The organism is Paenibacillus sp. J22P15, assembly GCF_056269345.1.
Map to the genome: position 1 here is coordinate 47,400 of NZ_JBWDNT010000004.1, position 26,482 is coordinate 73,881.

The 26,482-nt window shown below is 44.5% G+C and carries 25 protein-coding genes and 1 riboswitch; of the genes, 20 read left to right on the forward strand and 5 right to left on the reverse strand.

Features of this window, described 5'->3' with window-relative positions; genetic code table 11:
* Positions 1 to 208: 208 nt before the first annotated feature.
* Positions 209 to 1,114, reverse strand: coding sequence for a helix-turn-helix domain-containing protein (locus AC0YN6_RS11220; protein ID WP_475746918.1), 906 nt, complete (start codon positions 1,112 to 1,114; stop codon positions 209 to 211).
* Positions 1,115 to 1,281: 167 nt separating this feature from the next.
* On the opposite strand from AC0YN6_RS11220, the gene AC0YN6_RS11225 reads away from it, so the two are divergent.
* Genes AC0YN6_RS11225 through AC0YN6_RS11235 form a run of 3 tightly spaced genes read left to right on the forward strand, consistent with a single transcriptional unit; the run spans position 1,282 to position 3,837 of the window.
* Positions 1,282 to 1,923: a carbohydrate-binding family 9-like protein gene (locus tag AC0YN6_RS11225; protein ID WP_475746919.1), complete on the forward strand. Its 642-nt coding sequence runs from the start codon at positions 1,282 to 1,284 to the stop codon at positions 1,921 to 1,923.
* Positions 1,924 to 1,948: 25 nt separating this feature from the next.
* Positions 1,949 to 2,788 (forward strand): sugar phosphate isomerase/epimerase family protein, encoded by an 840-nt coding sequence (locus AC0YN6_RS11230; RefSeq protein WP_475746920.1) that lies wholly within the window; start codon positions 1,949 to 1,951, stop codon positions 2,786 to 2,788.
* A 38-nt stretch (positions 2,789 to 2,826) separates the two neighbouring features.
* The gene (locus AC0YN6_RS11235) at positions 2,827 to 3,837 is read left to right on the forward strand and encodes a Gfo/Idh/MocA family protein (protein WP_475746921.1); all 1,011 of its coding nucleotides are present in this window, start codon (positions 2,827 to 2,829) and stop codon (positions 3,835 to 3,837) included.
* 90 nt (positions 3,838 to 3,927) lie between these two features.
* Here the strand turns inward: AC0YN6_RS11235 and isdG are convergent, their stop codons facing one another.
* Both isdG and AC0YN6_RS11245 read right to left on the reverse strand, forming a co-directional pair.
* On the reverse strand, positions 3,928 to 4,236 hold the full coding sequence (gene isdG / locus AC0YN6_RS11240) for a heme oxygenase (protein WP_475746922.1): 309 nt from the start codon (positions 4,234 to 4,236) through the stop codon (positions 3,928 to 3,930).
* Between the two features lie 958 nt (positions 4,237 to 5,194).
* Entirely contained in the window at positions 5,195 to 6,031 is an 837-nt protein-coding gene (locus AC0YN6_RS11245) for a helix-turn-helix transcriptional regulator (RefSeq protein WP_475746923.1), read from the reverse strand.
* Between the two features lie 219 nt (positions 6,032 to 6,250).
* Here AC0YN6_RS11245 and AC0YN6_RS11250 point away from each other — a divergent pair, with 219 nt between their 5' ends.
* Positions 6,251 to 7,252 carry a Gfo/Idh/MocA family protein gene (locus tag AC0YN6_RS11250; protein ID WP_475746924.1) on the forward strand — a complete coding sequence of 334 codons (1,002 nt, stop codon included), beginning with the start codon at positions 6,251 to 6,253 and terminating at the stop codon, positions 7,250 to 7,252.
* Between the two features lie 31 nt (positions 7,253 to 7,283).
* Positions 7,284 to 8,222, forward strand: a complete 939-nt coding sequence (locus tag AC0YN6_RS11255; RefSeq protein ID WP_475746925.1) for an aldo/keto reductase — start codon at positions 7,284 to 7,286, stop codon at positions 8,220 to 8,222.
* A gap of 39 nt (positions 8,223 to 8,261) precedes the next feature.
* Here AC0YN6_RS11255 and AC0YN6_RS11260 read toward each other — a convergent pair whose 3' ends face one another.
* Positions 8,262 to 9,074, reverse strand: coding sequence for a helix-turn-helix domain-containing protein (locus tag AC0YN6_RS11260; protein WP_475746926.1), 813 nt, complete (start codon positions 9,072 to 9,074; stop codon positions 8,262 to 8,264).
* Between the two features lie 133 nt (positions 9,075 to 9,207).
* Between AC0YN6_RS11260 and AC0YN6_RS11265 the strand changes: the two genes are divergently transcribed.
* The 4 genes from AC0YN6_RS11265 to AC0YN6_RS11280 all read left to right on the forward strand — a co-directional run bounded on the left by AC0YN6_RS11265 (position 9,208) and on the right by AC0YN6_RS11280 (position 13,032).
* Positions 9,208 to 10,017, forward strand: a complete 810-nt coding sequence (locus AC0YN6_RS11265) for a phytanoyl-CoA dioxygenase family protein (RefSeq protein ID WP_475746928.1) — start codon at positions 9,208 to 9,210, stop codon at positions 10,015 to 10,017.
* A gap of 580 nt (positions 10,018 to 10,597) precedes the next feature.
* Positions 10,598 to 11,701, forward strand: a complete 1,104-nt coding sequence (locus AC0YN6_RS11270) for an LLM class flavin-dependent oxidoreductase (protein WP_475747463.1) — start codon at positions 10,598 to 10,600, stop codon at positions 11,699 to 11,701.
* A gap of 213 nt (positions 11,702 to 11,914) precedes the next feature.
* Positions 11,915 to 12,211 carry a chorismate mutase gene (locus AC0YN6_RS11275; protein ID WP_475746929.1) on the forward strand — a complete coding sequence of 99 codons (297 nt, stop codon included), beginning with the start codon at positions 11,915 to 11,917 and terminating at the stop codon, positions 12,209 to 12,211.
* A gap of 56 nt (positions 12,212 to 12,267) precedes the next feature.
* Complete coding sequence (locus AC0YN6_RS11280) at positions 12,268 to 13,032, forward strand: DUF3891 family protein (RefSeq protein WP_475746930.1); 765 nt, start codon at positions 12,268 to 12,270, stop codon at positions 13,030 to 13,032.
* Positions 13,033 to 13,178: 146 nt separating this feature from the next.
* On the opposite strand, the gene AC0YN6_RS11285 is transcribed toward AC0YN6_RS11280, so the two are convergent.
* The gene (locus tag AC0YN6_RS11285; RefSeq protein ID WP_475746931.1) at positions 13,179 to 14,120 is read right to left on the reverse strand and encodes a ribose-phosphate diphosphokinase; all 942 of its coding nucleotides are present in this window, start codon (positions 14,118 to 14,120) and stop codon (positions 13,179 to 13,181) included.
* Positions 14,121 to 14,318: 198 nt separating this feature from the next.
* On the opposite strand from AC0YN6_RS11285, the gene AC0YN6_RS11290 reads away from it, so the two are divergent.
* The 11 genes from AC0YN6_RS11290 (at position 14,319) to AC0YN6_RS11340 (ending at position 26,339) form a co-directional block, all read left to right on the forward strand.
* Complete coding sequence (locus AC0YN6_RS11290) at positions 14,319 to 15,551, forward strand: multidrug effflux MFS transporter (RefSeq protein WP_475746932.1); 1,233 nt, start codon at positions 14,319 to 14,321, stop codon at positions 15,549 to 15,551.
* 128 nt (positions 15,552 to 15,679) lie between these two features.
* Complete coding sequence (locus AC0YN6_RS11295) at positions 15,680 to 17,332, forward strand: GAF domain-containing sensor histidine kinase (RefSeq protein WP_475746933.1); 1,653 nt, start codon at positions 15,680 to 15,682, stop codon at positions 17,330 to 17,332.
* 9 nt (positions 17,333 to 17,341) lie between these two features.
* The gene (locus AC0YN6_RS11300; protein ID WP_475746934.1) at positions 17,342 to 18,001 is read left to right on the forward strand and encodes a response regulator; all 660 of its coding nucleotides are present in this window, start codon (positions 17,342 to 17,344) and stop codon (positions 17,999 to 18,001) included.
* A 161-nt stretch (positions 18,002 to 18,162) separates the two neighbouring features.
* Entirely contained in the window at positions 18,163 to 18,789 is a 627-nt protein-coding gene (locus AC0YN6_RS11305; protein WP_475746935.1) for an FMN-dependent NADH-azoreductase, read from the forward strand.
* Positions 18,790 to 18,985: 196 nt separating this feature from the next.
* Positions 18,986 to 19,537 (forward strand): TetR/AcrR family transcriptional regulator, encoded by a 552-nt coding sequence (locus AC0YN6_RS11310; protein WP_475746936.1) that lies wholly within the window; start codon positions 18,986 to 18,988, stop codon positions 19,535 to 19,537.
* A gap of 57 nt (positions 19,538 to 19,594) precedes the next feature.
* The gene (locus AC0YN6_RS11315) at positions 19,595 to 21,037 is read left to right on the forward strand and encodes a DHA2 family efflux MFS transporter permease subunit (protein WP_475747464.1); all 1,443 of its coding nucleotides are present in this window, start codon (positions 19,595 to 19,597) and stop codon (positions 21,035 to 21,037) included.
* 143 nt (positions 21,038 to 21,180) lie between these two features.
* Positions 21,181 to 21,858 (forward strand): response regulator transcription factor, encoded by a 678-nt coding sequence (locus AC0YN6_RS11320; protein ID WP_475746937.1) that lies wholly within the window; start codon positions 21,181 to 21,183, stop codon positions 21,856 to 21,858.
* Between the two features lie 153 nt (positions 21,859 to 22,011).
* A riboswitch (cobalamin riboswitch) is annotated at positions 22,012 to 22,211 on the forward strand.
* A 175-nt stretch (positions 22,212 to 22,386) separates the two neighbouring features.
* On the forward strand, positions 22,387 to 23,160 hold the full coding sequence (locus AC0YN6_RS11325; protein WP_475746938.1) for a DUF4430 domain-containing protein: 774 nt from the start codon (positions 22,387 to 22,389) through the stop codon (positions 23,158 to 23,160).
* Complete coding sequence (locus AC0YN6_RS11330; protein WP_475746939.1) at positions 23,153 to 24,022, forward strand: energy-coupling factor transporter transmembrane component T; 870 nt, start codon at positions 23,153 to 23,155, stop codon at positions 24,020 to 24,022. Before AC0YN6_RS11325 ends, AC0YN6_RS11330 begins: the two co-directional genes overlap by 8 nt.
* The gene (locus AC0YN6_RS11335) at positions 24,013 to 25,662 is read left to right on the forward strand and encodes an ABC transporter ATP-binding protein (protein ID WP_475746940.1); all 1,650 of its coding nucleotides are present in this window, start codon (positions 24,013 to 24,015) and stop codon (positions 25,660 to 25,662) included. The genes AC0YN6_RS11330 and AC0YN6_RS11335 overlap by 10 nt, the downstream gene beginning before the upstream one ends.
* The gene (locus tag AC0YN6_RS11340; RefSeq protein ID WP_475746941.1) at positions 25,650 to 26,339 is read left to right on the forward strand and encodes an ECF transporter S component; all 690 of its coding nucleotides are present in this window, start codon (positions 25,650 to 25,652) and stop codon (positions 26,337 to 26,339) included. Before AC0YN6_RS11335 ends, AC0YN6_RS11340 begins: the two co-directional genes overlap by 13 nt.
* The last annotated feature ends 143 nt before the right edge of the window (positions 26,340 to 26,482 follow it).

Sequence of the window (26,482 nt, forward strand, 5' to 3'; positions counted from 1 at the left end):
AAGATAATGATAATCATTATCGATAAATACAATCCTAATAGATACTCATGCCTTACTCAATGGACAAATTAAAGAAGTGTTTTAAAGTTTGTCCAAACAAAGTGGAAAAGCTAAAAATACTGTTCTACTATGCTCGGAAATTTGCTGTTATCGAAACGAAAGAAAGCCGAATACCACTGGAGGTATCCGGCTTCCATGATCCAGCCAATTATAAAATTTTGGATAACTTCCGGTATTCACGTGGAGAAATACCTTCATGCCGACGAAATATACGGCTGAAGTAATGAATATCGGAATAGCCGACGACGCTGCCGACGTTCTCTATTGTCAGCTCGGATTCCCGCAGCAATCTTCTTGCTTCTCGGTGACGGATAGACTGGACATATTCACTAGGAGGCATGCCTGCGATTTGTTTAAATAGCTTCGCTGTATGATCGATGCTCAAGTTTAATTTTTTTGCAATCGTTGTGTTTGTCCAATGGGTAGACGGTGAAGCTTCAATTTCCTCCATTAATTCGGCAATTTTGCTGCCATGAAGAGAGGCTTGTCCGTTGGAGCGGGACGATGGAGATCGCAGTAAATGAGTCAATATTTGGAGCATTAACGCTCTACAGACTAGCTCATATCCGAGCGGGCGCATCGTGAATTCATGGACTAGCTGCTCCATTAATTGAACGCATACGAGCGGCGGAGTATAGACTGGAAGCTCGGACAGAGGAGCCAAACCTTCCACATAAGGCTCATAAGTAAATTTATGCGGCAAAACAGAAGCCTCGTTCACGACCATATCAGCCTCAGTCTGGATATCAAGCTCATCAAAAAAATCAAAATGAATACCTAAAAATCGAGCGTTTGGGCTGGAAACGACTTCGTTTTGGTGATAGACCCCGGAAGATAAAAAGATAAGTTGACCAGCTTCAAGCTTGTAACGCTGTCCTTGCATCGTTGTAGCCGCTTCGCCTTGATAAACATACAGCAGCTCGTAATCATATAATCTGCGCCTTGGCAGAACACCGGTTGGCATACGCTGGAACTGTGCGTAATGCACGCTGGGCGACCATTCACGAAATGGAGTTGAACGGATGCGTGGATAGAGGGATTCAGACTTTTCCATGCGGTAGGCTCCTTCCAATGAAAAGAATAAAAGAGAACGGAATTGTCCAAAAAATAGCTTTTCTAGCTAAATAAATTGTCGGATGAATCGTTTATTATAAACGTATTATCACATGTTACAGCTGCAAATTCAATATAACGTAATTATCTAAAAAGGAGTTTGGACAAATGGAGGGCGCTGCATTTCAAGAGAGCAAAACTTATCTTTGCAGACAAGTGCCGAGCAGTCAAGAAGACGTCGACTTTGGTACGATCCATTGGGACAGCTTCGACGCGATTGAGCTGGTAGAGACTGTCACTGGCAAGCAGCCTAAGGAACGTACAGAAGTACGAGCATGCTGGAGTCCGAAATATTTGCATATTCGATATCTATGCGAGGATTCACATGTTGCATCTGATTTCACTGTGCGTGATGAGCCGCTTTACGAGCAAGATGTCGTGGAACTGTTTATCGATGAGGATGGTACTGGAACTCGTTATTTAGAGCTTGAAGTTAGTCCGAATAATGTTGTTTTTGATGCATTGATTGAAAATGATGGTGAGGCTTCAATAACAGCAACAGACTTAGCATGGAGGTTTGAAGGTCTTCAAACGGGTGTTGAAATGGATGGCGAAGCTAGAAGAGTATACTTTGTGCACATTCCCGTTGAAAATTTCAAGCGCCCCTTTGAGCAGGGTTTAAGCTGGAGAGTGAATTTTTACCGAATTGATGAGGACACGAGCGGTAACCGCGAGTATCAGGCTTGGCAGGCCACTAAAGCGGTAAACTTTCATCTTCCCCGTAAATTTGGCAGGCTTTTATTTATTTAAAACATATATATTGGAGGTTATTTCAATGAAAAAGGGAATTAATATTTGGTCTTTTAAAGGTGATTCGACGATTGCAGATTGTATTTCTACTGCAAAGAAAGCTGGTTTCGACGGGATTGAGCTTTCATTGAATGAAACGGGTGAGCTTAGTCTTGCGGCATCCGACAAGGAGATTCAAGAAATTAAAAATAGGCTCGAAGATGCGGATCTTGAAATTGCGGGTCTCGCGACAGGCTTGTATTGGTCATATCCGATGACGAGTGAAAATGCTGAAACGCGTGAGAAAGCAATCGATGTTTGCAAAAAGCAGCTAGAGCTTGCTTCCGCGCTTGGCGTGGACACGATTTTGGTCATTCCAGGCGCTGTTGGCGTTGACTTTATACCAGGCAGTGAAGTAACCGACTACGAGTATGCTTATGACAGAGCGCTTGAAGCGATCGGGAAGCTTGTTCCGTTTGCGGAGAGTGCAGGTGTCTCGATTGGTATTGAGAACGTTTGGAACAAGTTTTTATTATCTCCGCTTGAGATGCGTTCCTTTATCGATGCACATGGTTCGAGTTATGTAGGCTCTTACTTTGACGTGGGCAACACGCTGCATAACGGTTATCCGGAGCAATGGATTCGCATTTTGGGTGATCGCATTAAGAAAGTGCATTTCAAGGATTATCGTCGTCAAGCTGGCGGCTTGCACGGCTTTGTTGATCTTTTGGCAGGAGACGTTGATTATCCAGCTGTAATGCAGGCGCTTCGCGCGATTGGGTACAACAACTATGTTACGGGAGAAATGATCCCGCCTTACAATCACCATTCGGAACAAATTATTTTCAATACATCAAAAGCTATGGATGCTATATTAGGCCGTTAAAATATATCTTTTTTTAAAATGACTAGGAGGTTATTTAAATGTTGAAGGTTGGATTAATCGGTTTTGGATTTATGGGACGCATGCACTTTGACAATTATGTTCGCCTTGCGGCAGAGGGAGCGCCGATTCAGCTTGTAGCAATCTGCGATCTATTGATTCAAGAGCTGAAGGAAGGCAAGGCGTCTGGCAACATCGCTACAGAGCAGGACGTGTATGATCTTACGCCATATCGTTTGTACGATAATATTGATGCGATGCTTGAAAATGAAGAACTAGATATTGTCGATATTACGTTGCCTACTTATTTGCATGCTGACCTTACGTGCTCGATGCTGGAGAAAGGTATGCATGTCTTGTGTGAGAAGCCTGTAGCAGGCAGTTCAGAGGATGGCTGGCGCATGGCAAAAACAGCAGAGCGTACAGGGAAGACTTTAATGATCGGTCAATGCTTGCGCTTCTGGCCAGCATATGAATACTTGAAGGCTTGCGTTGAGGATAACCGTTATGGAGCAGTGACGGGCGGTTATTTCTACAGAGGCTCAGGTGCGCCAAAGGGCTGGTTCCTAGATGGAAGCAAAAGCGGAGGCTGTCTGCTAGATATGCATATTCATGATGTGGATATGGTGCACTGGCTGTTCGGCAAACCGGATAAGGTGTCGACGCTTGCACGCAACGTCATTCCTGGCAGCGGTTATGATGTCGTATCTACTCACTATGTTTATCCCGATGGCAAAGTGCTGAACGCACAAGCGGATTGGACGCTAGAAGGAGATTACGGCTTCTCTATGACGTATCGTGTTAATTTTGAAGGCGGCAATCTTGTATTCGAAAATGGACAGCTGAAAGTGAACCCAAATAATGAGCCAGGTTTTATCGTCGAATTGTCGGAAGACATGGGTTATTATCACCAAATTAAATATTTCATTGAATCCGTTCATGCAGGGAAGCCAGTATCGGTCTGCTTGCCGGAAAGTGCTGTTGGAACGCTCGAAATTATCGAAGCTGAGCTTCGCTCCGCAAATGAAGGCGGAACTTTCGTAACATTATAGACGGAATTTAACAGAAAAGAGCAAGACGGCAAGGACCCGATTGATAGGGGCGATTGCTGTCTTGCTTGTTTGTTATGGAAGAGATAATTATTATTGAGCAGCGGGGAGAGGGGTTCGCTTTACCTTGACTTCCTGAAACATAATTTTGTTGTTCAAAATGTATTCTGGTGTTTTACGGTGTGAATGAGATTCACGGAACGCTTCGCTTTTCGTCCAGTTGTTGAAATCATCTCTTGATTGCCACCTTGTAACGATAGAAACCTCATCATATTCTTTTAGATTTTGCGTGAGAAGTACCTCAAGTCCAAGAAAACCTTCCATCTCCTCGACCTTGCCTACTCGATCAAAACGTTCAATAAGCTTTTCGCCGTCGCCAAGCGACAAAAGTAACCTAATCAAGTAGCTATAAGAACCTATAGGTTCTTATAGAGCCCGAAGGCAGGTTAGTTACTGCCGAAAGAGGGAATTAAGCGCATATCTGTTCTTACAGCACCAAAAGTAACATTCTCAAGTGGCTGTAAGAACACATGTGTTCTTACAGAGTCCCAAGGCAGGTTGGTTACCCGCGAATGAGTGCATTAAGCGCATATTTGTTCTTACAGCGCCGAAAGTAACCTAATCAAGTGGCTGTAAGAACACATGTGTTCTTACAGAGCCCCAAGTCAGATTGCTTACCCGCGAAAGAGTGCATTAAGCGCATATGTGTTCTTACAGCGCCGAAAGTAACCTAATCAAGTGGCTGTAAGAACCCATAGGTTCTTACAGAGCCCCAAGGCAGGTTGGTTACTGGCGAAAGAGGGAATTAAGCACATATGTGTTCTTACAGCACCAAAAGTAACATTCTCAAGTGGCTGTAAGAACCCATAGGTTCTTACAGAGCCCGAAGCGCAAGTTGGTTACTGGCGAAAGAGGGAGCTAAGCACGTATGTGTTCTTACAGCGCTGAAAGTAACCTAATCAAGTGGCTGTAAGAACCCATAGGTTCTTACAGAGCCCCAAGGCAGGTTGGTTACCCGCGAAAGAGTGCATTAAGCGCATATGTGTTCTTACAGCGCTGAAAGTAACATCCCCGAGTGGCTGTAAGAACACATAGGTTCTTACAGAGCCTCCAAGTCAGATTGCTTACCCGCGAAAGAGGGAGTTAAGCGCATATGTGTTCTTACAGAGCCCCAAGTCAGATTGCTTACCCGCGAAAGAGGGAATTAAGCACATATGTGTTCTTACAGCGCCGAAAGTAACATCCCCGAGTGGCTGTTAGAACACATAGGTTCTTACAGAGTCCCAAGTCAGATTGGTTACCCGCGAAAGAGGGAATTAAGCACATATGTGTTCTTACAGCGCTGAAGGTAACTTCTAATTCACACTCCGTACAGCTGACGATATACAGTTGGCGTCATCCCTTCATGTTCCATAAATCTTTTGTTGAAGTAGCTGACGCTTGGATAGCCGGCATCGCTGGCAATTTGGCCAATGTTGAGATCCTTGCGTTCCAGAAGCCATTGCTTCGCCATCTGTAGCCGGCAGCGTGTAATGAAGTCCATGGGTGTCATTTCCATGACGTTTCGGAACAATTTGCAGAAATAGTATGGGCTGACTCCAGCCTGCTCGGCCCAATGTTCAAGGATAAATGGCTTAGCCGCGTCCTGCTGCATTAGAGGGAGCAGATTCAATATGCGATTGCCAGCCGTGCTTGCTTTGCTTCCTGATATCGGAACAGCCTGCTCGATAAATACTGCGAGTATGGCATAGGTTAGCGCAGAAAGTTTGGTTGGACGCAGCATACGATGAGTTTCAGCCTCAACTAGCAGCTCCTCGTGTACCTGTTTCCATGCGGATGGTTGTCGAATTGTCCAGAGTTGGCTTTTGTGAAAGCCTCTTTCAATCATATAGTCCTGAAGTCCGCTGCCATAGAAATGAACCCATCTAATGTCCCACGGATCTTCATTGCTGCTGTAATAATGCTGTCGCTGCAGAGGGAAATAAAGAACGGCCTCCCCAGCCTCAAGCGTATGAACCTCCCCATCCCATTCCACGTAGCCTTTGCCTGAAACAACGTAATGGATATTGAAATTGTTCAGTGCTCCAGCGAGCCGCAACGTGTAATGCTCTGGGTCGTCCCAATAATTGCCGACTGATTCAGGAAAACAAAAGAAGGGATTATCCGGTAATGTAAGCAGGAGGCTTTGCCTTTTCAATTCATTCACCTCAATGACAATATTGTTTTAATGTATAACAAAATAATATCATTTTATTTTTGAGTATTCTACTTTAAACTATAGGCAAGTACACGATAATCGGGTTTTGATAATTCTCAACTCGCGATTTAGAAGTTCTGATTAGAACTGATGGTGCTACATATTTCAGTTTTTAATCACAATATATTAATAAAAATTATTGTTGAGGTGACGAATGGGATGACGATGAAAAAATTGAAATGGGGCATCTTGGGCTGCGCTGGAATTGCAAAAGGGGCAGTTATACCAGGCCTTCATCTTTCTGAACTAAATGAGGTGGCAGCGATTGCCAGCCGAAATGGAGATAAAGCCAAGAAGACGGCAGAAGAGCTAAATATACCGACTGCTTACGGCAGCTATGAAGAATTGCTGGAAGATGCTTCTATTGATGTCGTGTACATTCCGCTCCCAAATCATTTGCATAGAGAGTGGACGATTCGAGCGGCTGAAGCGGGAAAGCATATTTTGTGCGAGAAGCCGCTTGCTTTGACCGAGAAAGAAGCAGCCGAGATGGTAGAAGCAGCTGCGAAAGCAGGCGTATTGTTGTCAGAAGCCTTTATGTACAGATATCACCCAAGGTATGACATGATTAAGAAAATTATTGATGCTGGAGATATCGGTGAAGTTCGCGGCATTCGCAGCGCTTTTACCTTCAACAATGCGGGACATAAAGAGAATGTGAGATACCGTAAGGAATGGGGAGGCGGCTCGATTTACGATGTGGGCTGTTATCCAATTAATGCCGCTCGGCTGCTGCTTGGGAAGGAACCTGAAGCTGTTACGGTTCAGGCATTATTCTCACCAGAGCATGATCATGTCGATATGATGGCATCTGGATTAATAGAGTTTGAAGGAGCAGTATCACTGACATTCGATTGCGGCATGTGGGCAGCGTTCCGGAACCCGCTTGAGGTTCTAGGTACGGATGGTATTATCGAGGTTCCATCTGCATTTGTGACTGGTGCTCCGGGCAGTGGTAATTTCTTCGTAAATGCAAAAGGAGAACGCCGAGAGGTTGAGGTTCCACATGTAAACGCTTATACGGCTCAGGCTGATCATTTTGCTCAGGCGATTAACAATGGAACACAGCTGCAGTTCGGCGGAACTGATGCTGTAAATAATATGAAGGTTATTGACGCTTGTCTGCTCTCCGCTCATGAACGTACACGAGTTGTGATCTAATAACAAAATAAACCTATGGAGGAATATGACGGTGGAATACATTCAAATAGAAGGTTCTCCCAAGCAGGTATCTCGCTTAATGAAGGGCACGGATTATTTTTTCCATGATTCCTATGAGAAAGCTGCAGCTAATCTTGATGCTTTTCTAGCAATTGGCGGTAATTCTTTAGACACGGCACATATTTATTGCGGCGGACAAAGTGAGGAAGTTATCGGCCGTTACATGCAGGAACGAGGAAATCGGGAGCAACTAGTCATTTTGACTAAGGGTGCCCATCATGATCATAACGGTCCACGGGTGAACAAGGAGGCGATACGCGAGGATTTGGAGGCAAGCCTTAAGCGCCTTCAGACTGACTATATCGATCTTTATGCGCTGCACCGAGATGACCCTTCGATTCCTGTAACAGTAGCTATCGATATTCTTAATGAATATGTGCAATCAGGCACGGTCAGAGCGATAGGTGTATCAAACTGGTCATGGCAGCGGATTAAGGAAGCGAATGAATATGCAGCAGCGAATGGACTCGTTGGCTTTTCGTTTAGCAGTCCAAATCTTAGTCTGGCGAAAGCGAATGAGCCGTTCTGGTCCGGCTGCGTATCTGCGGATGAAGAAACGTGTGCATGGCATGAGGAAGAACAGCTGCCGCTGCTATCTTGGTCATCACAAGCAAGAGGTTTCTTCACGGGTAGATTCTCCCCTGAGGTTCGTGACAATGCAGACTTGGTACGTGTGTTCTACAGTGATGATAACTGGGAGAGGTTTGAACGTGCTAAGCAGCTGGCGGCTGAGAAAAACGTTAGCGCTATTCAAATTGCTCTCGCCTATGTGCTTAATCAGCCGTTTCCGACCTGTGCTTTGATCGGTGCGCAATCAGCGGAAGAGCTTCATTCCTGCGATGAGGGTTCACTCATTTCATTGACCAAGGAAGAGATGAGCTTTCTTGATCTAACTGTACAGAAGGTTTAATAAGCGTCGTAACGAAATAGATAGTTCTAAAGGACAAAGCTACTCCCTAAGAGCAGCTTTGTCCTTTTTGTACGTTCTCGGGCTTGCTCCATACGCCTTGCGAAATAAAGCGGCAAAATGATTGTAATTGTTAAAGCCGACATCGAGCGCGGCTTCGGTAGCCGTGCGGCCCATATGCTCCATTAATAGAGCTGCTTGCTGGAGTCGTAATCGATTTAGATGCTCGACCACAGTTGTTCCCGTTTCCTGCTTGAAAAGATGGGATAGCCGTGAGAGAGATAAGCCAACCGAGCTGGCTAATTCTTCAAGACGGATCGATTGAGCCATATGCCGCGATAAATACTGAAGAGCAAGCTCGATGCGAGGATCAAGCCGTTTATCGAACTGCTGGGCTGTGAGCAGAATTACTTGGCGCAGCGCGTTCTCACATAACATATGCCAGAAGCTTGCCTGCTCTCTAGAATCATTTATAATATGATCGAAGATTTGCTGCACTCTGCTTCGCATATTGCTATCTGGTATCGTTATTACGATGATTTCTTCTTTGGGTAAATAGTCGATTTCAGGTAGTTTCTGAAAATGAGTCCAATAAAAAAGCCAACTGCCACCTGAGACCGTCCCGTACTCATGGGGAATGCCGGATTGCAGCAGTACGATTTGCCCGCTGGTGCAGCGTTTTTCTCCTGCAGGTGTGCGTAAATAGCCCTCACCTTCTAATGTATAAAAGATGAGCCAATCACTGATGCCATTTGGCCTGCGGCATCGGTAGGAGTCGGATGCATCAAAAAGACCGCTTAAAAATATGCCTCCATTCGTTTCAATTGCCGTTTCGGTATTATTATCTGGAAGCATATCAGCACACTCCTTGAAAGTCACTTAGCATAATACAAGTACTTTTTAGCATTAATCATTCTTCCTTTAAAATAACGAAAGCTCTATGATTATGTCAAGAGTAACGAATATTTCAGTAAGGGAGTGCTGCAAGATGACTAGAGTATTGAATGCACTAACGGAGGAGCAGATTCATCAATTTCGTACAGAGGGCTTTATTATTATAAAAGATCTTTTCTCACAAGAGGACATTCGAGCCATTGAGGATACATTCGAGGAAATGAGTCATAGAACGGTACCGGGATATTTCGAGCCGGATCTGTCAGGATCGACAGATGATCCGTTAAAACGGTTTCCACGCGTCATGCATCCCCATCGTTTTAATGAGACGTCCAAAAAATATTTGCTGCATCAGCCAGTCATGGACGTATTAGCTGATCTTTATGGTGAAGAGGCGCTTGCAGCTCAAAGTATGTTTTATTACAAGCCACCAGGTTCACGCGGTCAGGCTTTGCATCAGGATAACTTTTATTTGCAGGTGGAGCCGGGCAATTGCATAGCGGCATGGACTGCAATCGATGCGGCGAATGAGGAGAACGGCAGCTTGCTTGTCGTTCCGAAGACGAGTGAGCATGAGATTAGCTGCCCTGAGCTTGCAGATTCTTCTGAATCATTCACGACACATTACGTTAAGCCACCGAAGGATCAGAAGGCGATGCCGGTTATTATGGATAAGGGAGACGTTTTATTTTTCAACGGGAATCTGATCCACGGCTCTTACAGAAATAAAACGAAGGATCAATTCCGTCGTGCGTTCATTTGCCATTATGCTAATGCATCAGCAACTCATATTAGCAATCACTACCGTCCGCTCTTTCGGCAGGATGGCACACCTGTTGATTTGGAGATCAATACGGACGGCGGCCCTTGCGGAATTGACTTCGATACGGCTTATCCGCACTAACCGACGAGCATGATCGTCGATCATTTGATCAGTTAAGTTGACATAACGAACCCCCGACATGGATCAGCATGATCCATGTCGGGGGTTTATTAGTTTGGAATTCTGACGTAGTCATAGTCCACAACAGGAGGAGCCGCCTTTGCTGTGAGTTGAATAATCGGAGCTGCAATAGCATTAATTAGGTGTAAATGTGATTGCTTGTATTGGCTTGATAACATAGGTGGAGAGATGTATCAATTTTAAAGCATTTGGCATATCCTATAGCATGTTCGCAACGCCAATTCATGTAGTTTTGAAGGGGAAACCATTGGGCATCCTTGAAGCTGGACAAGTTGAAACGGGGCTGGATTTTGCATCTTGGGGCTTCATCATTATTGCAAATGAGACAATCATATGAGGTGTGAATCAATTTCAGCTTTATTTCAATAGATGTAGGTTTAGTTGGAAGGCTTAAAGTAAGCGGTTAATAACTTGACGTCACTAAATAACTTATGTATCATTACTTACGTAAAGTAACTAGATATTGCAAACACTTAATAGATAAGTCGGTTGATATAATGATAGGAAAGCGGTGTTTGACATCAAAGAGAATATAGGACAAGAAGCGCTCACTGCGAAGGAGAGCAATGCAGAGTTCGAATTTGGCATATATACATTAGGTGATATAAGCACTGATCCTATCAATTGTCAGAAGTTGAATGCAAGAGATCGAGTAAAGGAAATCGTCGCAGCAGCTAAGCTTGCTGATGAAGCGGGGATTGATGTGTTCGGCGTGGGTGAGCATCATCGCTTAGATTTTGCAGTAACTTCTCCTCCGGTTCTGTTAGCAGCAATTGCTCAAGCAACGAAGCGTATTCGATTAACGAGTGCTACGACAGTGCTTGGAACCTCTGATCCGGTTAGAGTATTCGAGGATTTCTCAACCTTAGACTTGTTATCGGATGGACGTGCGGAAATTATTGCGGGACGCGGTGCGTATATAGAATCTTTTCCATTGTTTGGCTTTGAGCTCGGAGATTATAAGGAGCTCTTTCATGAAAAGCTAAACCTGCTGATGGAGTTGAACGAAGAGGAACGTATATCTTGGAATGGTAAATATAGGACACCTCTGCAAAATGCTGAAATCGCTCCACGTCCACTTCAGGCTCGTCTGCCGATTTGGGTAGGTGTTGGCGGAACGCCGCAGAGTGCGGAGCTAGCAGGAAATCATGGCTTAGGGATGGCTCTTGCCATTCTTGGCGGTGATCCTGCACATTTTAAGCAACTTGTTGACGTATACCGGGCTGCAGGTATTGGCGCCAATTATCCGCAAGAAGAGCTTAAAGTAGCGATTACGAGTCATGGTTATATTGCTCATTCCACTGAGAAGGCGAAGGATGAATATTATCCTTATTATGCTAATTATGTGAGCGAGTTTATGGGTGGCAATGCGAGAGGAGAGAAGATGTCACGCGAGCAATTCGAACAATTAGCAAGCCCGATCAATGCGCTGGCTGTCGGCAGTCCGGAATTGATTATAGAGAAAATTTTGGCGCAGCATGAGCTATTTGGACATAACCGCTTCATGGCTCAATTTGATATTGGAGGTATTCCGTTCTCCAAGGTAGCGACTTCAATTGAACTGCTTGCTACGAAGGTTGCGCCAGTTGTTCGTAGAGAGTTAAGTAAGAAGAGCAGCCTATAACATCTTTTATGGATATTTATTTTAAAATTAGCATAGGATTGCGAAGTGTGATGCTTATACTAACGCAGCAGTAGAGTAGAATAAGATATTAACTGCCAAAGCCACATTGTGGTTGCGGCAGTTTTTTTGTTATCAATGTTCCTTTTACTCATAGCCGATTGTGTGATGGAGATGGTACAATTATAGGAAAAGTAACATATAAGGGAGAGACTTATGGCGGTTTCTAGACTAGATGAATTAAGACAAGCGATCGATCAAATCGATCGCGAAATGATTTCTTTGCTTGCAAAAAGGTTTCAACTCACCGAAGAAGTAGGTAAGTATAAAGCAGCAAATAAGCTGGATGCTCAAGACACAGGTCGTGAGGCTAATCAATTTGAAAAAATAGAAAAGCTTGCACAGAGTCAAAGATTAGACCCGAAATACGCGGTTTCCATTTATAGAAGCGTGATGGATGTTGTCATAGCTCGGCATAAAGAAATTGCAAATTCCCATTCAGAGAATAAGTAGTAAGAACCGATAAAAGCATGCCAGTCAAACATGACATGAAGGAAGGGATATAAACGATGATTTTGTATGAGAAGGAAGATGCATTCATATTAATCGCACAGCATGATCATGCGAGAATATCCGGAGATCTTGTTTCTGCTTGGCAAGGACAGTTATTTCATAGTGAAGACCGAAGAGATGAACTTGCGTATGCTGCTTATGAGCATGACAGCAGTTGGATTGATTTGGACCGAATTCCACTGTGGAATGATGCAGCGAATATCCCATTCTCATTCCGTGATTTTCCGGGAAATATTCGGTTTTTCTTTTATTCAAAAGGTTTGGATCACGTTCAGAAAACGAGTGAATATGCCGCGTTGCTTGGCAGTATCTTGTATACGACGCTTGCCGAAAGATTTAGAAACGAGGATACGATTACGTTTGTAGAACGTGAGTTTGCTCGGCAAAGTGCCATCATCGAGCGGCTGCAGCTGGACGTCAGTCTGCTTCAGCTTCACGCGAAGGCACTGCTGCTATGTGATGAGCTCTCACTATTTGTATGTATGGAGCAACCGGGAACGCCGCGTCATCAATACGAGTGGTTTGCGAACGGTTTCCCATATTGGTTCGATCGTACGGGCCAAACCAATTTGATTGCAGAGTGGAAAGATCAAACGACAATCGAACTGAGTCCATTTCCATTCACTCAAGAGGTGGAGACGACGCTTTCATACAAAGAGGTAAGTAAAGCAGATATATATGCACACGGTATATCAGAAGCATATCAGCGGTCAGAGATGAGGGAGCATAAAATTTGTTTCCGACAAAAACAATCGGATTAAGTATGACGTGATAGAAAGGATACCGTCCAGTGGTTGAGGTATCCTTTTTTTTATACGTCAAGCAGGAAAACTAAATCCCCCCCTTGCTCGAGAGCAAGGGGGGGATTTGTGCATGCTCTGGAATAAGAGCATTTAGGGTGGATGGTTTATGAGCCTGATTTAAACAATGTAGCTATTGAGCCGCCCTCGGTAATAATTTTAATCGCCGTTGCAAGCAATGGAGACATCGGCAGAACGACAAATTTATTGGAATGCTCTTCACCGATTGAGATCGTATCCGTAATCACGACTTCGCGAATGTTCGGATGATCAAGCTTCTCCAGCGCATTGGCAGAGAAAAGCCCGTGCGTTGCACAGATGAAAGAATCATGTGCGCCTTTTTTCTTTAACGCTTCAACGACGTTTACAATCGTGCTGCCTGTATCAATTAAGTCCTCAATTATGATCGGTGTCATATCTTCTACGTCACCGATAATATGTGTAATTTCAGACTGATTATGTGCTGGACGATTCTTAATCATTATCGCAAATGGACAGTCGAGTAAACCAGCAAGCTTCTCGGCAGTTGTAGCTCGCCCCGCATCTGGTGATACAACAACAGGGTTTTTGATGTTTTTGCTTCGCAAATATTCAATGATCAAGTCAAGCGCTGTTAAGTGATCGACTGGAATATCGAAAAAGCCTTGAATCGGATCAGCGTGTAAATCGACAGTAATAATTCGATTTGCACCTACAGTAGTCAATACATCTGCGACCAGCTTAGCAGAGATTGGTTCACGAGGCGCCGATTTTCTTTCCTGACGCGCATAGCCATAATATGGCATAACGATGTTGATGGTTTTGGCTGATGCACGCTTAGCAGCGTCTATCATGACAAGCGTCTCAATGAGATGCTCATTAACGGGATGGGATAGAGATTGGACGATGAATACGTCACAGGTACGAATAGGCTCACCGTACGATACATGAATTTCTCCGCTTTGATGTCTGGAAATAGCGACATTCCCTAGCGGCAGTTCAAGTTCTTTACATAGCTCCTCGGCAAGCTTCTGATTCGATGTGCCGGAAAAAATTTTAATCTTTTGCATGTGAATCCTCCTTAAGGTTTGCGAAGCAAACCCTCTTCGTAAGCAACAAATTGTTGCGATATACGACATTCTGTGCTCAATCATAACAAACAAAACAAAGGAGAACAAATATTTGATGAAAAGTCTTTACTATTGGAACAAATAATGAAAAATGATAAAGTAGATCATGGAAAATGACTAGAAAAGGAGATGCACCACGTGCTTGCCCAGCATAAAATTCGAAATGAGAAAGCTAATCAATCAACAGGCGCAAAGCGACTGTGGCTCATCATACTACTTGGTTCTCTCTCGGCATTTGGCCCTTTATCACTTGATATGTATTTACCGGCGCTGCCGCAGCTCACGAACGATTACATGACAAGCTCATCACTTGTCCAATTGAGCTTAACAGCATGTATGATCGGACTATCTGTTGGTCAGCTGTTCTCTGGAACATGGAGTGATATTGTTGGTCGGAGACGGCCGCTGCTCATTTTTTTGACTGTATACGGGCTCTCATCCGTTTTGTGCGCATTTGCTCCATCGATAGCTATTCTTATTGTATTACGATTTATTCAAGGTTTTGCCGGGTCGGCGGGGATCGTTATATCTCGCGCAATCGTGCGGGATATGTATGAGGGGCCTGAACTAACTCGTTTTTTTGCAATGCTCATGCTAGTTAATGGCGCTGCGCCAATATTTGCTCCTCTTGCTGGCGGGCAGCTGCTTAAATTAACGTCATGGGAAGGTGTGTTTATCGTACTAGGCGTCTATGGCGTTTTGATGTTTATTGCGGTGCTGTTTGGTATGCCGGAAACACTAGCCAAAGAGAAACGAATGACGGGCGGCTATCGTCAGACGTTATCTACCTTTGGTATCCTGCTGCGGGATCGATCGTTCATGGGTTACGCGCTGGCACAGGGACTTGTTATGGCTGCGATGTTCGCTTACATAGCAGGATCGCCCTTTGTGCTGCAAAATATTTACGGCGTTACTCCGCAAGGCTTCAGTATGTTTTTCGCCATTAATGGTTTAGGCATAATATTATTTGGTCAGCTTTCAGGTCGTTTGGCGGCTAAGGTTGGAGAGAATAAATTATTTGTCTTTGGTTTAACTATGGCAGCGACGGCTGGCGTAATGCTGCTCGTTATGATATTACTTGAAGCCGCGCTCGCAGCGATCCTTGTTCCGCTGTTCTTCGTCGTTTCAAGTGTTGGTGTGATTACGACTACGGGCTTCTCGCTAGCCATGCAAAAGAATGGCCACGCTGCGGGCAGCGCGTCTGCGTTGCTTGGGCTGATGTCCTTTACCTTCGGCGGAATTATGGCACCGCTGGTTGGTCTAGGCGGAAGTGCGAATGCTCTTCCTATGGGGATATGGATAGCGATTGCAGAATTAGGCGCGGTGGCATGTTATATTTTGTTGATCAAAAATCCATTTCATAAGCGTTAGTCCTCATTCGCTGACCTATTTAATGAAGCAGCCGTTTTCCATAAGCAGCGAAAGCTGCTTATGGAAAACGGCTCTTTTTTTTATTTTGAGCATAGGTGTATAATGTGTGTTTAGAAGGAAGTGGTAGCATGTCCAGAGAGAAAAGAGCCTATGAACTGGTCGCGTTGAAGGAAATAGCAGAGACGCTGAATAGCACAAACGATATGGATCAAATGCTGACGGATGTACTTGCCAAGCTGCTTCAGGTTACTGGTTTTACAACGGGTTGGATCTTTATAATGGATAACCGAAGTGAGCGGATATGCGCAGCCTCGCATAATTTGCCCGAGGGTCTAGGTGCGAATAATCAAGCGGTCATGTGCGGTGAAGTGTGCTGGTGCGTAGAGAGATTTAAGCAAAACAAGCTGGATCAAGCGATTAATATTATCGAGTGCTCTAGAATTACATACGCCATAACGCATGGACTTGGAGATACAGAGGGTGTCTCACATCATGCGACAGTGCCGCTCAAAGCAGGGACAGATAAATTTGGTATTTTAAATGTCGCAGAGTCGGGAAAAGTGCGGTTCTCAGAGGATGAGTTGGCACTGCTGCAAGCCGTTGCTTATCAGATTGGAACTGCAATAAAGCGGATTAGGCTTTATCAAGTACAGGAGCAGCATACGGTTCATTACGCCAAGCTCGGCGATGTCATTCAGAAAATAAACGCCATTCAGGATATTAATCATTTGCCGATTCAAGCGGTTAGACATATCGGTGATACTTTCGATTGGCAGCATGTCTCGCTATTTATGTATGAACAGGACCAATTATCGCTTCGAGCACACTATACCGATAATCAGGTTAGAAAAGAGTGGCTATCGCTTGCAATCGATCAAGGCGGTGCTGTTAGTACAGCGTTTCATGAGAATCGTCTGGTCATCCAATCGAATTGTAATGAAGTATCCTGCTCATCTTTGCCGTCGATTGGTATTCCTCCATTCTCGTCAGCGGTTGCAATACCGCTTCGCATTAGAAGCCGTCCAATTGGAGTGCTGCTTATTAGCAGTCAGTTCAGCAATCAATTCGACGATTACTTGGAGGACTTTATGTATTCTCTAGGTGATCATTTTACGTTATGCGTCGAAAACTTGCGGATATACGAGCAGCGAAGGGAGCTCACTCGTATGGAAGAGAGAAATCGGATGGCTAGAGATCTACATGATTCGGTTATTCAGAAGGTGTTCTCTTTGTCCTTTCTTGCGAAAGGTGCCGAAACGGTGCTGGCAGGCAAAGAGCCAGTCGTTGAGCGATCACTTCAAGAGATCAGACAACTGTCGCAGGAAGCATTGAAGGAGATGAGAACGCTCATTTGGCAGCTGCGACCAGCTGGCCTCGAGCATGGATTACTTACCGCACTCAAACAATATGGTAAAAGCATGGGCTTAACGGTACATGAGCAGGTTGAGGGTGTGCGCGAGCTTCCTCGGGCAATTGAAGAGGCGCTATGGCGAATCGGGCAAGAAGCTTTGAATAATGTGAAGAAGCATGCGGATACGAATACAGTATATGTTCGGTTAGTGAAATCGGAGCTGTTCGCAAGCTTGGAAATTATGGATAAAGGCCGCGGATTTTCGCCAGGGAAACGCAAAGGGAAGCTTACAATGGGAATGCTAACGATGAGGGAACGAGCAGAGACGCTCGGCGGTGATTTATCCATTAAGAGTGAAAAGGGACTGCCCACAACAGTGACAGCTACAATACCGATTGCGACAGAGATGGAAATGTGGGAAGAGGAATGAGGAAACGCTTTGACGATAAAAATATTATTGGTTGATGATCATCAAATTGTTTTAAAAGGTATTTCTTTTTTTCTAAGCATGCAGCCGGATTTTGAACTGGTTGGAGAAGCGAATAACGGCAGGGAAGCGGTGGATAAAGCTGCGGAATTATTGCCTGATATTATATTGATGGACTTGAACATGCCGGTAATGGACGGTATTGAGGCGAGTAATCTTATTGCGCAGCAGCACCCGGAAATTAAAGTGCTTGTGCTGACAAGCTTCTCGGATCGCAGCCATATCGTTCCGGCGCTGCAGTCGGGAGCCATTGGCTACATGCTCAAGGATGTGGAACCTGATCAGCTTGCTGAAGCTATCCGCAGCGCTTACAAAGGCAATATTCAGCTGCATCCGGACATTTCAAATGCGCTTTTAGCTCAAGTGGCGCCGCAGTCTAATGCGATGAAAGAACATACGATAACGGAATTAAACGAAATTTTGACTCCGAGGGAGCTAGAGGTGCTGCAGCTGCTCACCAAAGGAATGAGTAACAAAGATATTGCTAATACACTGACTGTGGCTGAGAAAACCGTCAAAACACATGTGAGCAGCATTTTAAGTAAATTAGATTTAACAGACCGGACACAAGCTGCTTTGTACGCTGTGCAGTTAATGCGGGAAAACGAATGATTTTACAATCTAAGACTATAGTCGTAGGACTAGACCTCCGCCTTTGGCGGTTTTTTTATGTCGATTTTTCGGCCTATGTACCGATGATTGTTGAGCGAAAACTTTATACAATAAAGCTACTTACAAAAAGTAAACACAAACAACTTGGAGGGAAACATACAATGAGTACAGTATTATTTATTAAAGCAAATGACCGCGGAATTGAACAGGCAGTTAGCGTTAAGCTATATCAATCTTTTCTAGACAGCTTCAAAGCTAGTCACCCAGAAGACACTGTAGTTGAGCTTGATTTGTTTAACGAAGAGCTTCCTTACATGAACGCTGATATGATTAACGGTAACTACAAAGCAGCTAACGGTTATGAGCTAACACCAGAAGAGCAAGCTGCTGTAGCAGTATCCAGCAAATATATGGATCAATTCCTTGCTGCTGATAAAGTCGTTTTCGCATTCCCGCTTTGGAACTTCACCGTTCCTGCTGTTTTGCACACTTATATCGACTACCTATCACAAGCTGGCAAAACGTTCAAATATACAGCTGAAGGTCCAGTTGGCCTTGTAACGGACAAAAAAGTTGTATTGCTTACTGCACGCGGCGGCATCTATTCCGAAGGTCCTGCAGCATCTGTAGAAATGGCACACAACTTTATCCGTACAGTAATGGGCTTCTACGGTGTTACTGACCTTGAGAGCATTATCATTGAAGGTCATAACCAACTTCCAGCACAAGCGGAAGCAATTGTTGCAAAAGGTCTTGAGGAAGCAGCAGCAGCAGCTGTTAATTTCTAAACTAACCTATATAATAGCGAAGGCAGCCGGACATTCGTTCGGCTGTTTTTATTATGATTTTCAGCTTATTGGGTATAAAAAAAGGTTGACTTGATAAAGGGATTAATGTTTTAATCTTATAGTTGTTATATAGACCGATTGGTATAATAGAGGTGAGGGTGGATGTCAGAAAAATCAAATACACGCAGTGCGATACTTGAAACTGCAGCGAGACTTTTTTTTTACGAAAGGGTATCATGCAACGGGATTAAGCCAAATTATAAAGGAAAGCGACTGTCCAAAGGGCTCTCTTTATTATTATTTTCCGAATGGGAAAGAGGAGCTTGCACTGGAATGCATGTACGGTACCAAGGAGCTTGTTATTGACAAGTGGAGAAAAAAGTTTGCAGAGTTTGATGAGCCCTCTGAAGTGATACAGGCTTTCGTTCTAGATATGGCTGCGGACGCCGAGAAATACGATTATGCAGGTTATATGCCATTTAGCTTCTGGAAGACTGTGGAGACCTCGACGATTAGCGTTAAGCTGAAAGCTGCGGGACAAGGGGTATTCTCTGCATGGCAAAATCTCCTTTCAGAGAAACTCATACAGTCGGTTATGGAAGAAACGCGAGCAGGTGAGGTTGCAATCGTTATCGTTTCCCTATTGGAAGGAGCACTCATATTGGCTCTAACTCACCGAGACACGCAACCGCTATTAACCTCAGCAAAATGTATACCTTACATCATTCATAAGTGTCCTTCTCTTTGAGAAGTCATGAATATAGGTTAGACAGAAAATAGGAGAGTGGAAAGCTTGCAAGCAACTATGACAGCATCAAAGCAAGATACGGGTCAGCAATATAAAGTAATCCCCATCATGATTTCATTATTACTAAGTGGATTTATAGGTATGTTTAGTGAAACGGCGTTAAATGTAGCACTTAGTGATTTAATTCGCGTCTTCGACATAACGGCGCCAACCGTGCAATGGTTAACAACGGGATACCTGTTGACGCTCGGTATTTTAGTTCCGGTATCAGGGTTGTTGCTGCAGTGGTTCTCGACAAGACAGCTATTTATTGCGGCAGTAAGCTTCTCTATATTGGGTACACTGGTAGCAGCACTCGCTCCAAACTTTGAAGTGCTTATGACCGCGCGTGTTATACAAGCTATAGGTACAGCGCTTTTGCTACCCCTTATGTTTAATACGATCCTTATTATTTTCCCTGCTGAGAAGCGGGGAGCAGCGATGGGTGTTATCGGTCTCGTTATTATGGTAGCGCCTGCTGTAGGCCCAACGATTGCAGGACTCTTAATAGAGAATATGACATGGAACTGGATTTTCTGGTTGTCACTTCCGTTTCTTATTATTGCACTTTTGTTCGGTATTATGTTTATGCAAAATGTATCAACGATAACGAAGCCGAAAATTGATATCTTATCACTTCTCTTCTCTACACTCGGCTTTGGCGGCATTGTGTTTGCCTTCAGCAGCGCAGGTGAAGGTGAAGGTGGATGGGGCAGTACAAAAGTAATTGCTACAATGGTTGTCGGTATTGTATCACTCGTTATTTTTGCAATTCGTCAATTGACGATGAAACAGCCTATGATGAATTTACGGGCATTTAAGCATCCTATGTTTGTTGTAGGAACACTGATGGTATTTATTTGTATGATGGTCATTTTATCATCCATGCTCGTTCTTCCAATGTATTTGATTAGCGGTCTTGGACTTAGCGCGCTGACAGCAGGTCTCATTATGCTGCCGGGTGGACTTATTAACGGAATCATGTCTCCGATCATGGGAAGCCTGTTTGATAAATTTGGTCCTAAATGGCTTGTAATTCCAGGACTTGTCATCGTTGCTGCTACACTCTGGTTCTTCTCAGGTATAACGACAGCATCGACTATTACATTGATTATTGTACTTCACTCTTGCTTGATGATTGGTATTTCTATGGTATGGATGCCCTCGCAGACAAATGGTCTTAACCAGCTGCCTCGCGAGCTGTACCCGGATGGTACTGCGATTATGAATACGTTGCAGCAGGTTGCCGGCGCTATCGGCACAGCGGTTGCTGTAAGCATAATGACCTCAGGCATGACCAGCTTTATGAAGGATGCAGCCGATCCATCTGATCCTGCCAATGCACCGCTTGCATTGACAGCCGGCATTCAGAATGCATTTATTTTCGCGATGGTCGTTGCGATTATTGGCTTGATCGTTGCTTTCTTCATTAAACGGGTTCATGTGAGCAAGCAGCACTAATTGAAATAAATAAATGAGACAGCCTCTTGATTGATGAGGCTGTCTTTTTTAAAATTAACGATTGACGATGAGAAATATTATCAATTACAATGGTTGAAATCATGCTATAGACAAGCATAGCGATATCAAAGGCGGATCAATCCATGAAAAAGGTGTTACTAATTGAAGATGAGAAAAATTTAGCGCGATTTATCGAGCTTGAACTGCGTCACGAATCGTTTGCGACAGCTGTCGCTTTTGATGGAAATAGCGGTCTGGAGCTTGCACTGCGAGAAGAATGGGATGTCATTTTGTTGGATCTTATGCTGCCGGGCATGGACGGTCTTGAGGTTTGTCGTCGCATCCGTGAAACGAAAGCTACGCCGATTATTATGCTAACTGCAAGAGATAGTGTGACTGATCGAGTAACGGGCCTAGATAGCGGTGCAGATGACTATATTCCAAAGCCATTTGCGATTGAAGAGCTGCTCGCTCGGCTTCGCGTTGTATTTAGGCGTCAGGAGAAAATTACCTTGGAGCAGCGATCGGTTTTGGCATTTGGCGAGTTAAGTGTTGATTTAGATGCTAGAGTCGTAAGCAAAGGCGAGCACATTATCGAGCTGACGAAGCGGGAATATGGCCTGCTGCTCGCTTTTATGGAAAACCCTAACCGAGTACTTTCTCGGGAAATGCTGCTTGATAAAGTGTGGGGGTACGATGCAGCAGTTGATACCAACGTAGTTGATGTTTATGTGAGATATTTACGCAACAAGATTGATGCCCCAGAAGAAACGAGCTGTATTCAGACGCTTCGAGGCATTGGGTATGTGATGAAGAAATGAGCAAGCTGCGCGTATGGTTTTCCCGTATTCCGATTAAGTGGAAACTGACATTATTCCAAATACGAGTCGTCTCGCCGCTGCCATTAGCGATCGAATCATTCAAATCCCGTATAGACAAACCCCTGTTATCTCGATATGATTGATTAAATAATCGAATACAAGTGTAAAAAAGGTGCAAACAAACCATGCTTTCGTTTGCTTAATAGGGAAGTCCGGTACTATTCCGGCGCGGTCCCGCCACTGTATGTGAAGAGTGCTTCTCTCCAAATGCCACTGTCCGCTCGTAGGATGGGAAGGCTGGGGAAGCGCGTTGACGCACGAGCCAGGAAACCTGCCTTTTTTATTTTGTTTCTCATTCTTCGGGGGGTAAGAATGTGGAGGCGTAATCGTTTTGCAGAACGCATCATATATTTTATTTATGTGCCGCAGCTATTCTTTCATTCGACTTGCAGATCCCCTTACATTAAGGGGGTCTTTTTTTATTTATTAAGTTTTGTGATTAGGACGAAAAGGAGTAGAAAAGGGACGATGGAAATGAACGCAAAAAGATGGCTGCTTAGCTTATTAACTTTACTAATGGTTATCGGTATAATATCAGGCTGTTCTAGTCCGGGTCAAAACGTTAATAATCAAGCCAATAATAAGCAATCTGGCCATCAAGTGCTAGAGGGAAATGAAACGACTGATGAAAGTGCGGAGCAGTCCTCGGTTGTGACTCCATCGGCAGCGCCTGTCGGGTCGGAGCCGATTAGCGGTGGTGAAAATCAAGATAAGGATAAAGACAAGGCAACACAGCCACCAGCTGATAAACAAGCAGCATCTTCACCGAAGCCAAAGCCTACGAATGTGCCGAAGTTGGATGATCCGATTTCGAAGCCGACGGTTAAGCCGAGCAAGGTGGAAGAGTCTGCTTCACCGAAGCCTTCAGCGCCTGCTGAAACGCCGCAGCCTGCACAGACGGTCACGATTTCTATTGTCGCAGACAAGGAGACAGGCACCGTTCTCGCACCAACAGCAGTTGAGATCAAGAAGGATGATACCGTCCTTGAGGTATTGAAGAAAATTACACGAAAAAACAAAATACAGATGGAGTATAAAGGGGCAAAGGCTGGCGCTTATATTGAAGGAATCGATAATATATATGAATTCGATTTTGGCGCTAAGAGCGGATGGATGTATAAAGTGAACGGCGAGTTTCCGAACAAAAGTGCGGGGGCTTACGAGCTTAAGGAAGGCGACGTCATTGAATGGATTTATACGATAGATCTAGGCGAGGATATAGGAGCTAAATTCGATGAATAGCGCCTTTAGTTCCGTACATCCGGTTACAAGCTTCAGCTATTATGCAGGTGTTATTTTATTCAGCATGCTATTATTTCATCCTGCTTTCTTAGTGACTTCACTTGCGGTAATTGTCGTTATTATTGTCATTCATGGCGAAGGGAAGCGGCTGCTGAAGCTGCTTCCCTATTATGCTCTAATGGGCGGCTCTGTTGCTATTCTTAACCCTTTATTTTCTCATCGAGGACGACATATTTTATTTTATTTCATGGACCAACCGATCACGCTGGAAGCGATTTTGTACGGCGTTACGATGATGCTTTCTTTATTATGTATTTTGTTTGCATTTGTATCGTTTCAAAAAATAGTTACGACGGAAAAATGGATGTATTTATTTTCAAGGATCGCACCGAGAATATCGCTGTTGACCTCAATGTCGATTCGCTTCGTGCCGCTCTTCTTGCGGAGGTTGAGCCAAATTACGACTATTCAACGGACAAAAGGTGTCACGATACTTGAGGGCAGTTTAAGGAAGCGGAGTAAGGACGGTATGCTGCTCGTTCGGGTGTTGCTGACATGGTCATTGGAGGAAGCGTTGCAGACAGCGGATTCGATGAAGGCAAGAGGATATGGCGCTGCTAAGCGAAGCTCCTACGTTATTTATCATATGGACCGAAGAGACTGGTATGTCCTAGCGTTCTTGGCGGCAATGGCAATTGTGTGCATTTGGGGCTGGTTTCAAGGGTTTGGAGTACTTACTATTTATCCGCGTCTAGAAACGATGCAGTTTCATAGAGGTGAAGGTATTGCATATGCAAGTTATTGTGCTTTTCTGCTGACGCCAGTCGCACTTGAAGAAATGGAGAGAAGATCATGGAAATAATACATGTGGATGAATTGTCATTCCATTATCCGGATTCAACGGCTGCAGCGCTCGACAACATTACGTTAAACGTGAATCAAGGCGATTTCGTTGTGTTATGCGGGTCATCCGGCAGCGGGAAAACGACGCTGCTTCGACATTTAAAGCAAGAGTCACAGCCAACGGGCAAACGTTCCGGTTCTGTTTTCTTTAATGGGATCAGGCTGGAAGAGCTATCCCCCATTGCTGCGGCAGAGCAGATTGGGATGGTATTCCAAAATCCAGAAAATCAAATTGTGATGGATCAGGTATGGCATGAGCTCGCTTTTTCAATGGAAAATGTCGGTTATGATCAATCGGTTATGCGTAAACGACTTGCCGAAATGAGCCATTTCTTCGGGCTGGATGAGCTGCTAAATAAATCAGTACATGAAATATCGGGAGGTCAGAAGCAGCTTATTAATCTTGCGTCTGTATTGCTGCTGCAGCCTAAACTGCTCCTGCTCGATGAACCTACCTCACAGCTTGATCCTGTCGCGGCGCGTGAATTCTTGCAATTCATTTATCGTCTTAATCAAGAAATGTCTATGACGGTTATTATAAGTGAGCATCGGCTGGAGGATGTTATTCCGCTAGCAGATCGAATCGTTATGATGGATGGGGGCAAGGTGAAATATGACGCATCACCGAGAGAGTTGTGCCGATTGGTAGGCTCAGATGCAGCACAGAACGATATGCCTTACCTGCCTTCTGTAACCAAGCTGTTTTTATCTGCTCAGCTAGCTGGAGAAATGCCTGAAGCGAGTCAAATTCCGATTACCGTTAGAGAAGGAAAACAGTGGCTCGCGGGCAAAGCAGGTATTGATAGGAAAGACACCGTTCTAGCGAGCAGTAATAACAGTCATTCGCAGGGTAAAAAGGAGTTTCTGCTAGCCTGTGATGAGCTCACGTTTAAGTATGAGAAAGCCGGCTCAGAGGTGTTGAAGAAGCTGTCTCTTCATGTGTACAAACATGAATTTCTGGCTGTGCTCGGCGGTAATGGCGCAGGGAAAACGACGATGCTGCAGATGATGGCTGGCTTGTTAACGCCGCAGCGCGGCAAACTGAAGAAGGATAAAAATATTAAAGTCGGTTATTTGGCCCAAAACCCGCTGCTATACTTTAGCTATGATACGGTTGAGGAAGAATTGCAGCGAATGGCAGATTACACGAAGCTTGAGGATAGAGATCGTAAAATAAACAAGTTAGTGGATGCATTACAGATTGCTTCAATTTTGCCAAAACATCCTTATGATTTGAGCGGAGGGGAGCAACAGAGGGCAGCGCTTGCAATCGTACTGCTTGGAGAGCCGGATGTACTTTGCTTGGATGAGCCGACAAAAGGCCTTGATCCTATTGCTAAGCAACGAACTGCGGAGCTGCTGCAACAGCTGCGTCAATTAGGCAAAACAATCGTTATGGTCACTCATGATATCGAATTTGCTGCAGAACATGCAACACGCTGCGCCATGCTGTTTGATGGGGCAGTATCCGCAGAAGGGGCGCCGGCGCAATTTTTTGGAACCAATTATTTTTATACAACGGCTATTAACCGTACGGTGCGGGAGTGGCTGCCAGAAGCGTTGACGACAGAGGATGTGATTGCACAATGGGCAAAATAAAGCTCTGGTTTCTAGCCAGCATTGGGCTGTTCATTATAGCTATGGCGTTGTCCTCTGCAATTACGGATGAGCATTATCTCTTGCTAAGCATCATCCTTCTCTTTGTCACGATGATCCCATTCTTCGCCCGTTTCGAGAGACGAACGATCGAAGCTCGTGAGATCGTTATTCTTGCGGTGCTTGCAGCAATCGCAGCAGTCAGCCGTGTGCCGTTTGCACCCTTGCCAAGCGTACAGCCGACGTCCTTCGTCATCATTATAGCTGCAATTGTGTTTGGCGCGGAATCTGGCTTTATTATTGGCGCAATAGCTGCTTTAGTGTCAAATATATTTCTTGGGCAGGGTCCATGGACACCATGGCAAATGTTTTGCTGGGGCATGATCGGGGCTAGTGCAGGATGGTTGCGTCATACTTGGCTCATAAAAACGAAGACGGGCTTGCTCCTATTTGGTTTTGTATGGGGATTTTTGTTCGGCTGGATCATGAATATTTGGTATATCATCGGTATGCCTGATGCCTTGAGCTGGAATTTTATCTTTATCGCATATATTCAAAGCTTTTATTTTGATCTCGCGCATGCGCTGTCCAATGTGTTTTTCCTCGCTGTGTTTGGTACGAGCTGGATCGCTATTATGCAGCGCTTCAAGAGAAAATACGGCTTGCTGGAATCAAAATAGGTTTTAAGTAAGCATACGGGAAATCATATATACAGAATTAAACGAAGGAGGCACCTGCGGCAGGTGCCTCCTTTTCTGTTTCAATTCACTAAATTATCACACATTAACTCTTTACTGCGACAAAGGGTTAATGTATTATCGTA

Excerpts from the sequence above, each read along its gene's own strand:
- AC0YN6_RS11335 (WP_475746940.1), top strand. The coding sequence starts at position 24,013 with ATGGAAATAATACATGTGGATGAATTGTCATTCCATTATCCGGATTCA.
- AC0YN6_RS11230 (WP_475746920.1), top strand. The coding sequence starts at position 1,949 with ATGAAAAAGGGAATTAATATTTGGTCTTTTAAAGGTGATTCGACGATT.
- AC0YN6_RS11280 (WP_475746930.1), top strand. The coding sequence starts at position 12,268 with ATGATTTTGTATGAGAAGGAAGATGCATTCATATTAATCGCACAGCAT.
- AC0YN6_RS11325 (WP_475746938.1), top strand. The coding sequence starts at position 22,387 with ATGGAAATGAACGCAAAAAGATGGCTGCTTAGCTTATTAACTTTACTA.
- AC0YN6_RS11330 (WP_475746939.1), top strand. The coding sequence starts at position 23,153 with ATGAATAGCGCCTTTAGTTCCGTACATCCGGTTACAAGCTTCAGCTAT.
- AC0YN6_RS11225 (WP_475746919.1), top strand. The coding sequence starts at position 1,282 with ATGGAGGGCGCTGCATTTCAAGAGAGCAAAACTTATCTTTGCAGACAA.
- AC0YN6_RS11295 (WP_475746933.1), top strand. The coding sequence starts at position 15,680 with ATGTCCAGAGAGAAAAGAGCCTATGAACTGGTCGCGTTGAAGGAAATA.
- AC0YN6_RS11315 (WP_475747464.1), top strand. The coding sequence starts at position 19,595 with ATGACAGCATCAAAGCAAGATACGGGTCAGCAATATAAAGTAATCCCC.
- AC0YN6_RS11305 (WP_475746935.1), top strand. The coding sequence starts at position 18,163 with ATGAGTACAGTATTATTTATTAAAGCAAATGACCGCGGAATTGAACAG.
- AC0YN6_RS11285 (WP_475746931.1), bottom strand. The coding sequence starts at position 14,120 with ATGCAAAAGATTAAAATTTTTTCCGGCACATCGAATCAGAAGCTTGCC.
- AC0YN6_RS11275 (WP_475746929.1), top strand. The coding sequence starts at position 11,915 with ATGGCGGTTTCTAGACTAGATGAATTAAGACAAGCGATCGATCAAATC.
- AC0YN6_RS11320 (WP_475746937.1), top strand. The coding sequence starts at position 21,181 with ATGAAAAAGGTGTTACTAATTGAAGATGAGAAAAATTTAGCGCGATTT.
- AC0YN6_RS11260 (WP_475746926.1), bottom strand. The coding sequence starts at position 9,074 with ATGCTTCCAGATAATAATACCGAAACGGCAATTGAAACGAATGGAGGC.
- AC0YN6_RS11220 (WP_475746918.1), bottom strand. The coding sequence starts at position 1,114 with ATGGAAAAGTCTGAATCCCTCTATCCACGCATCCGTTCAACTCCATTT.
- AC0YN6_RS11340 (WP_475746941.1), top strand. The coding sequence starts at position 25,650 with ATGGGCAAAATAAAGCTCTGGTTTCTAGCCAGCATTGGGCTGTTCATT.
- AC0YN6_RS11265 (WP_475746928.1), top strand. The coding sequence starts at position 9,208 with ATGACTAGAGTATTGAATGCACTAACGGAGGAGCAGATTCATCAATTT.
- AC0YN6_RS11235 (WP_475746921.1), top strand. The coding sequence starts at position 2,827 with ATGTTGAAGGTTGGATTAATCGGTTTTGGATTTATGGGACGCATGCAC.
- AC0YN6_RS11250 (WP_475746924.1), top strand. The coding sequence starts at position 6,251 with ATGACGATGAAAAAATTGAAATGGGGCATCTTGGGCTGCGCTGGAATT.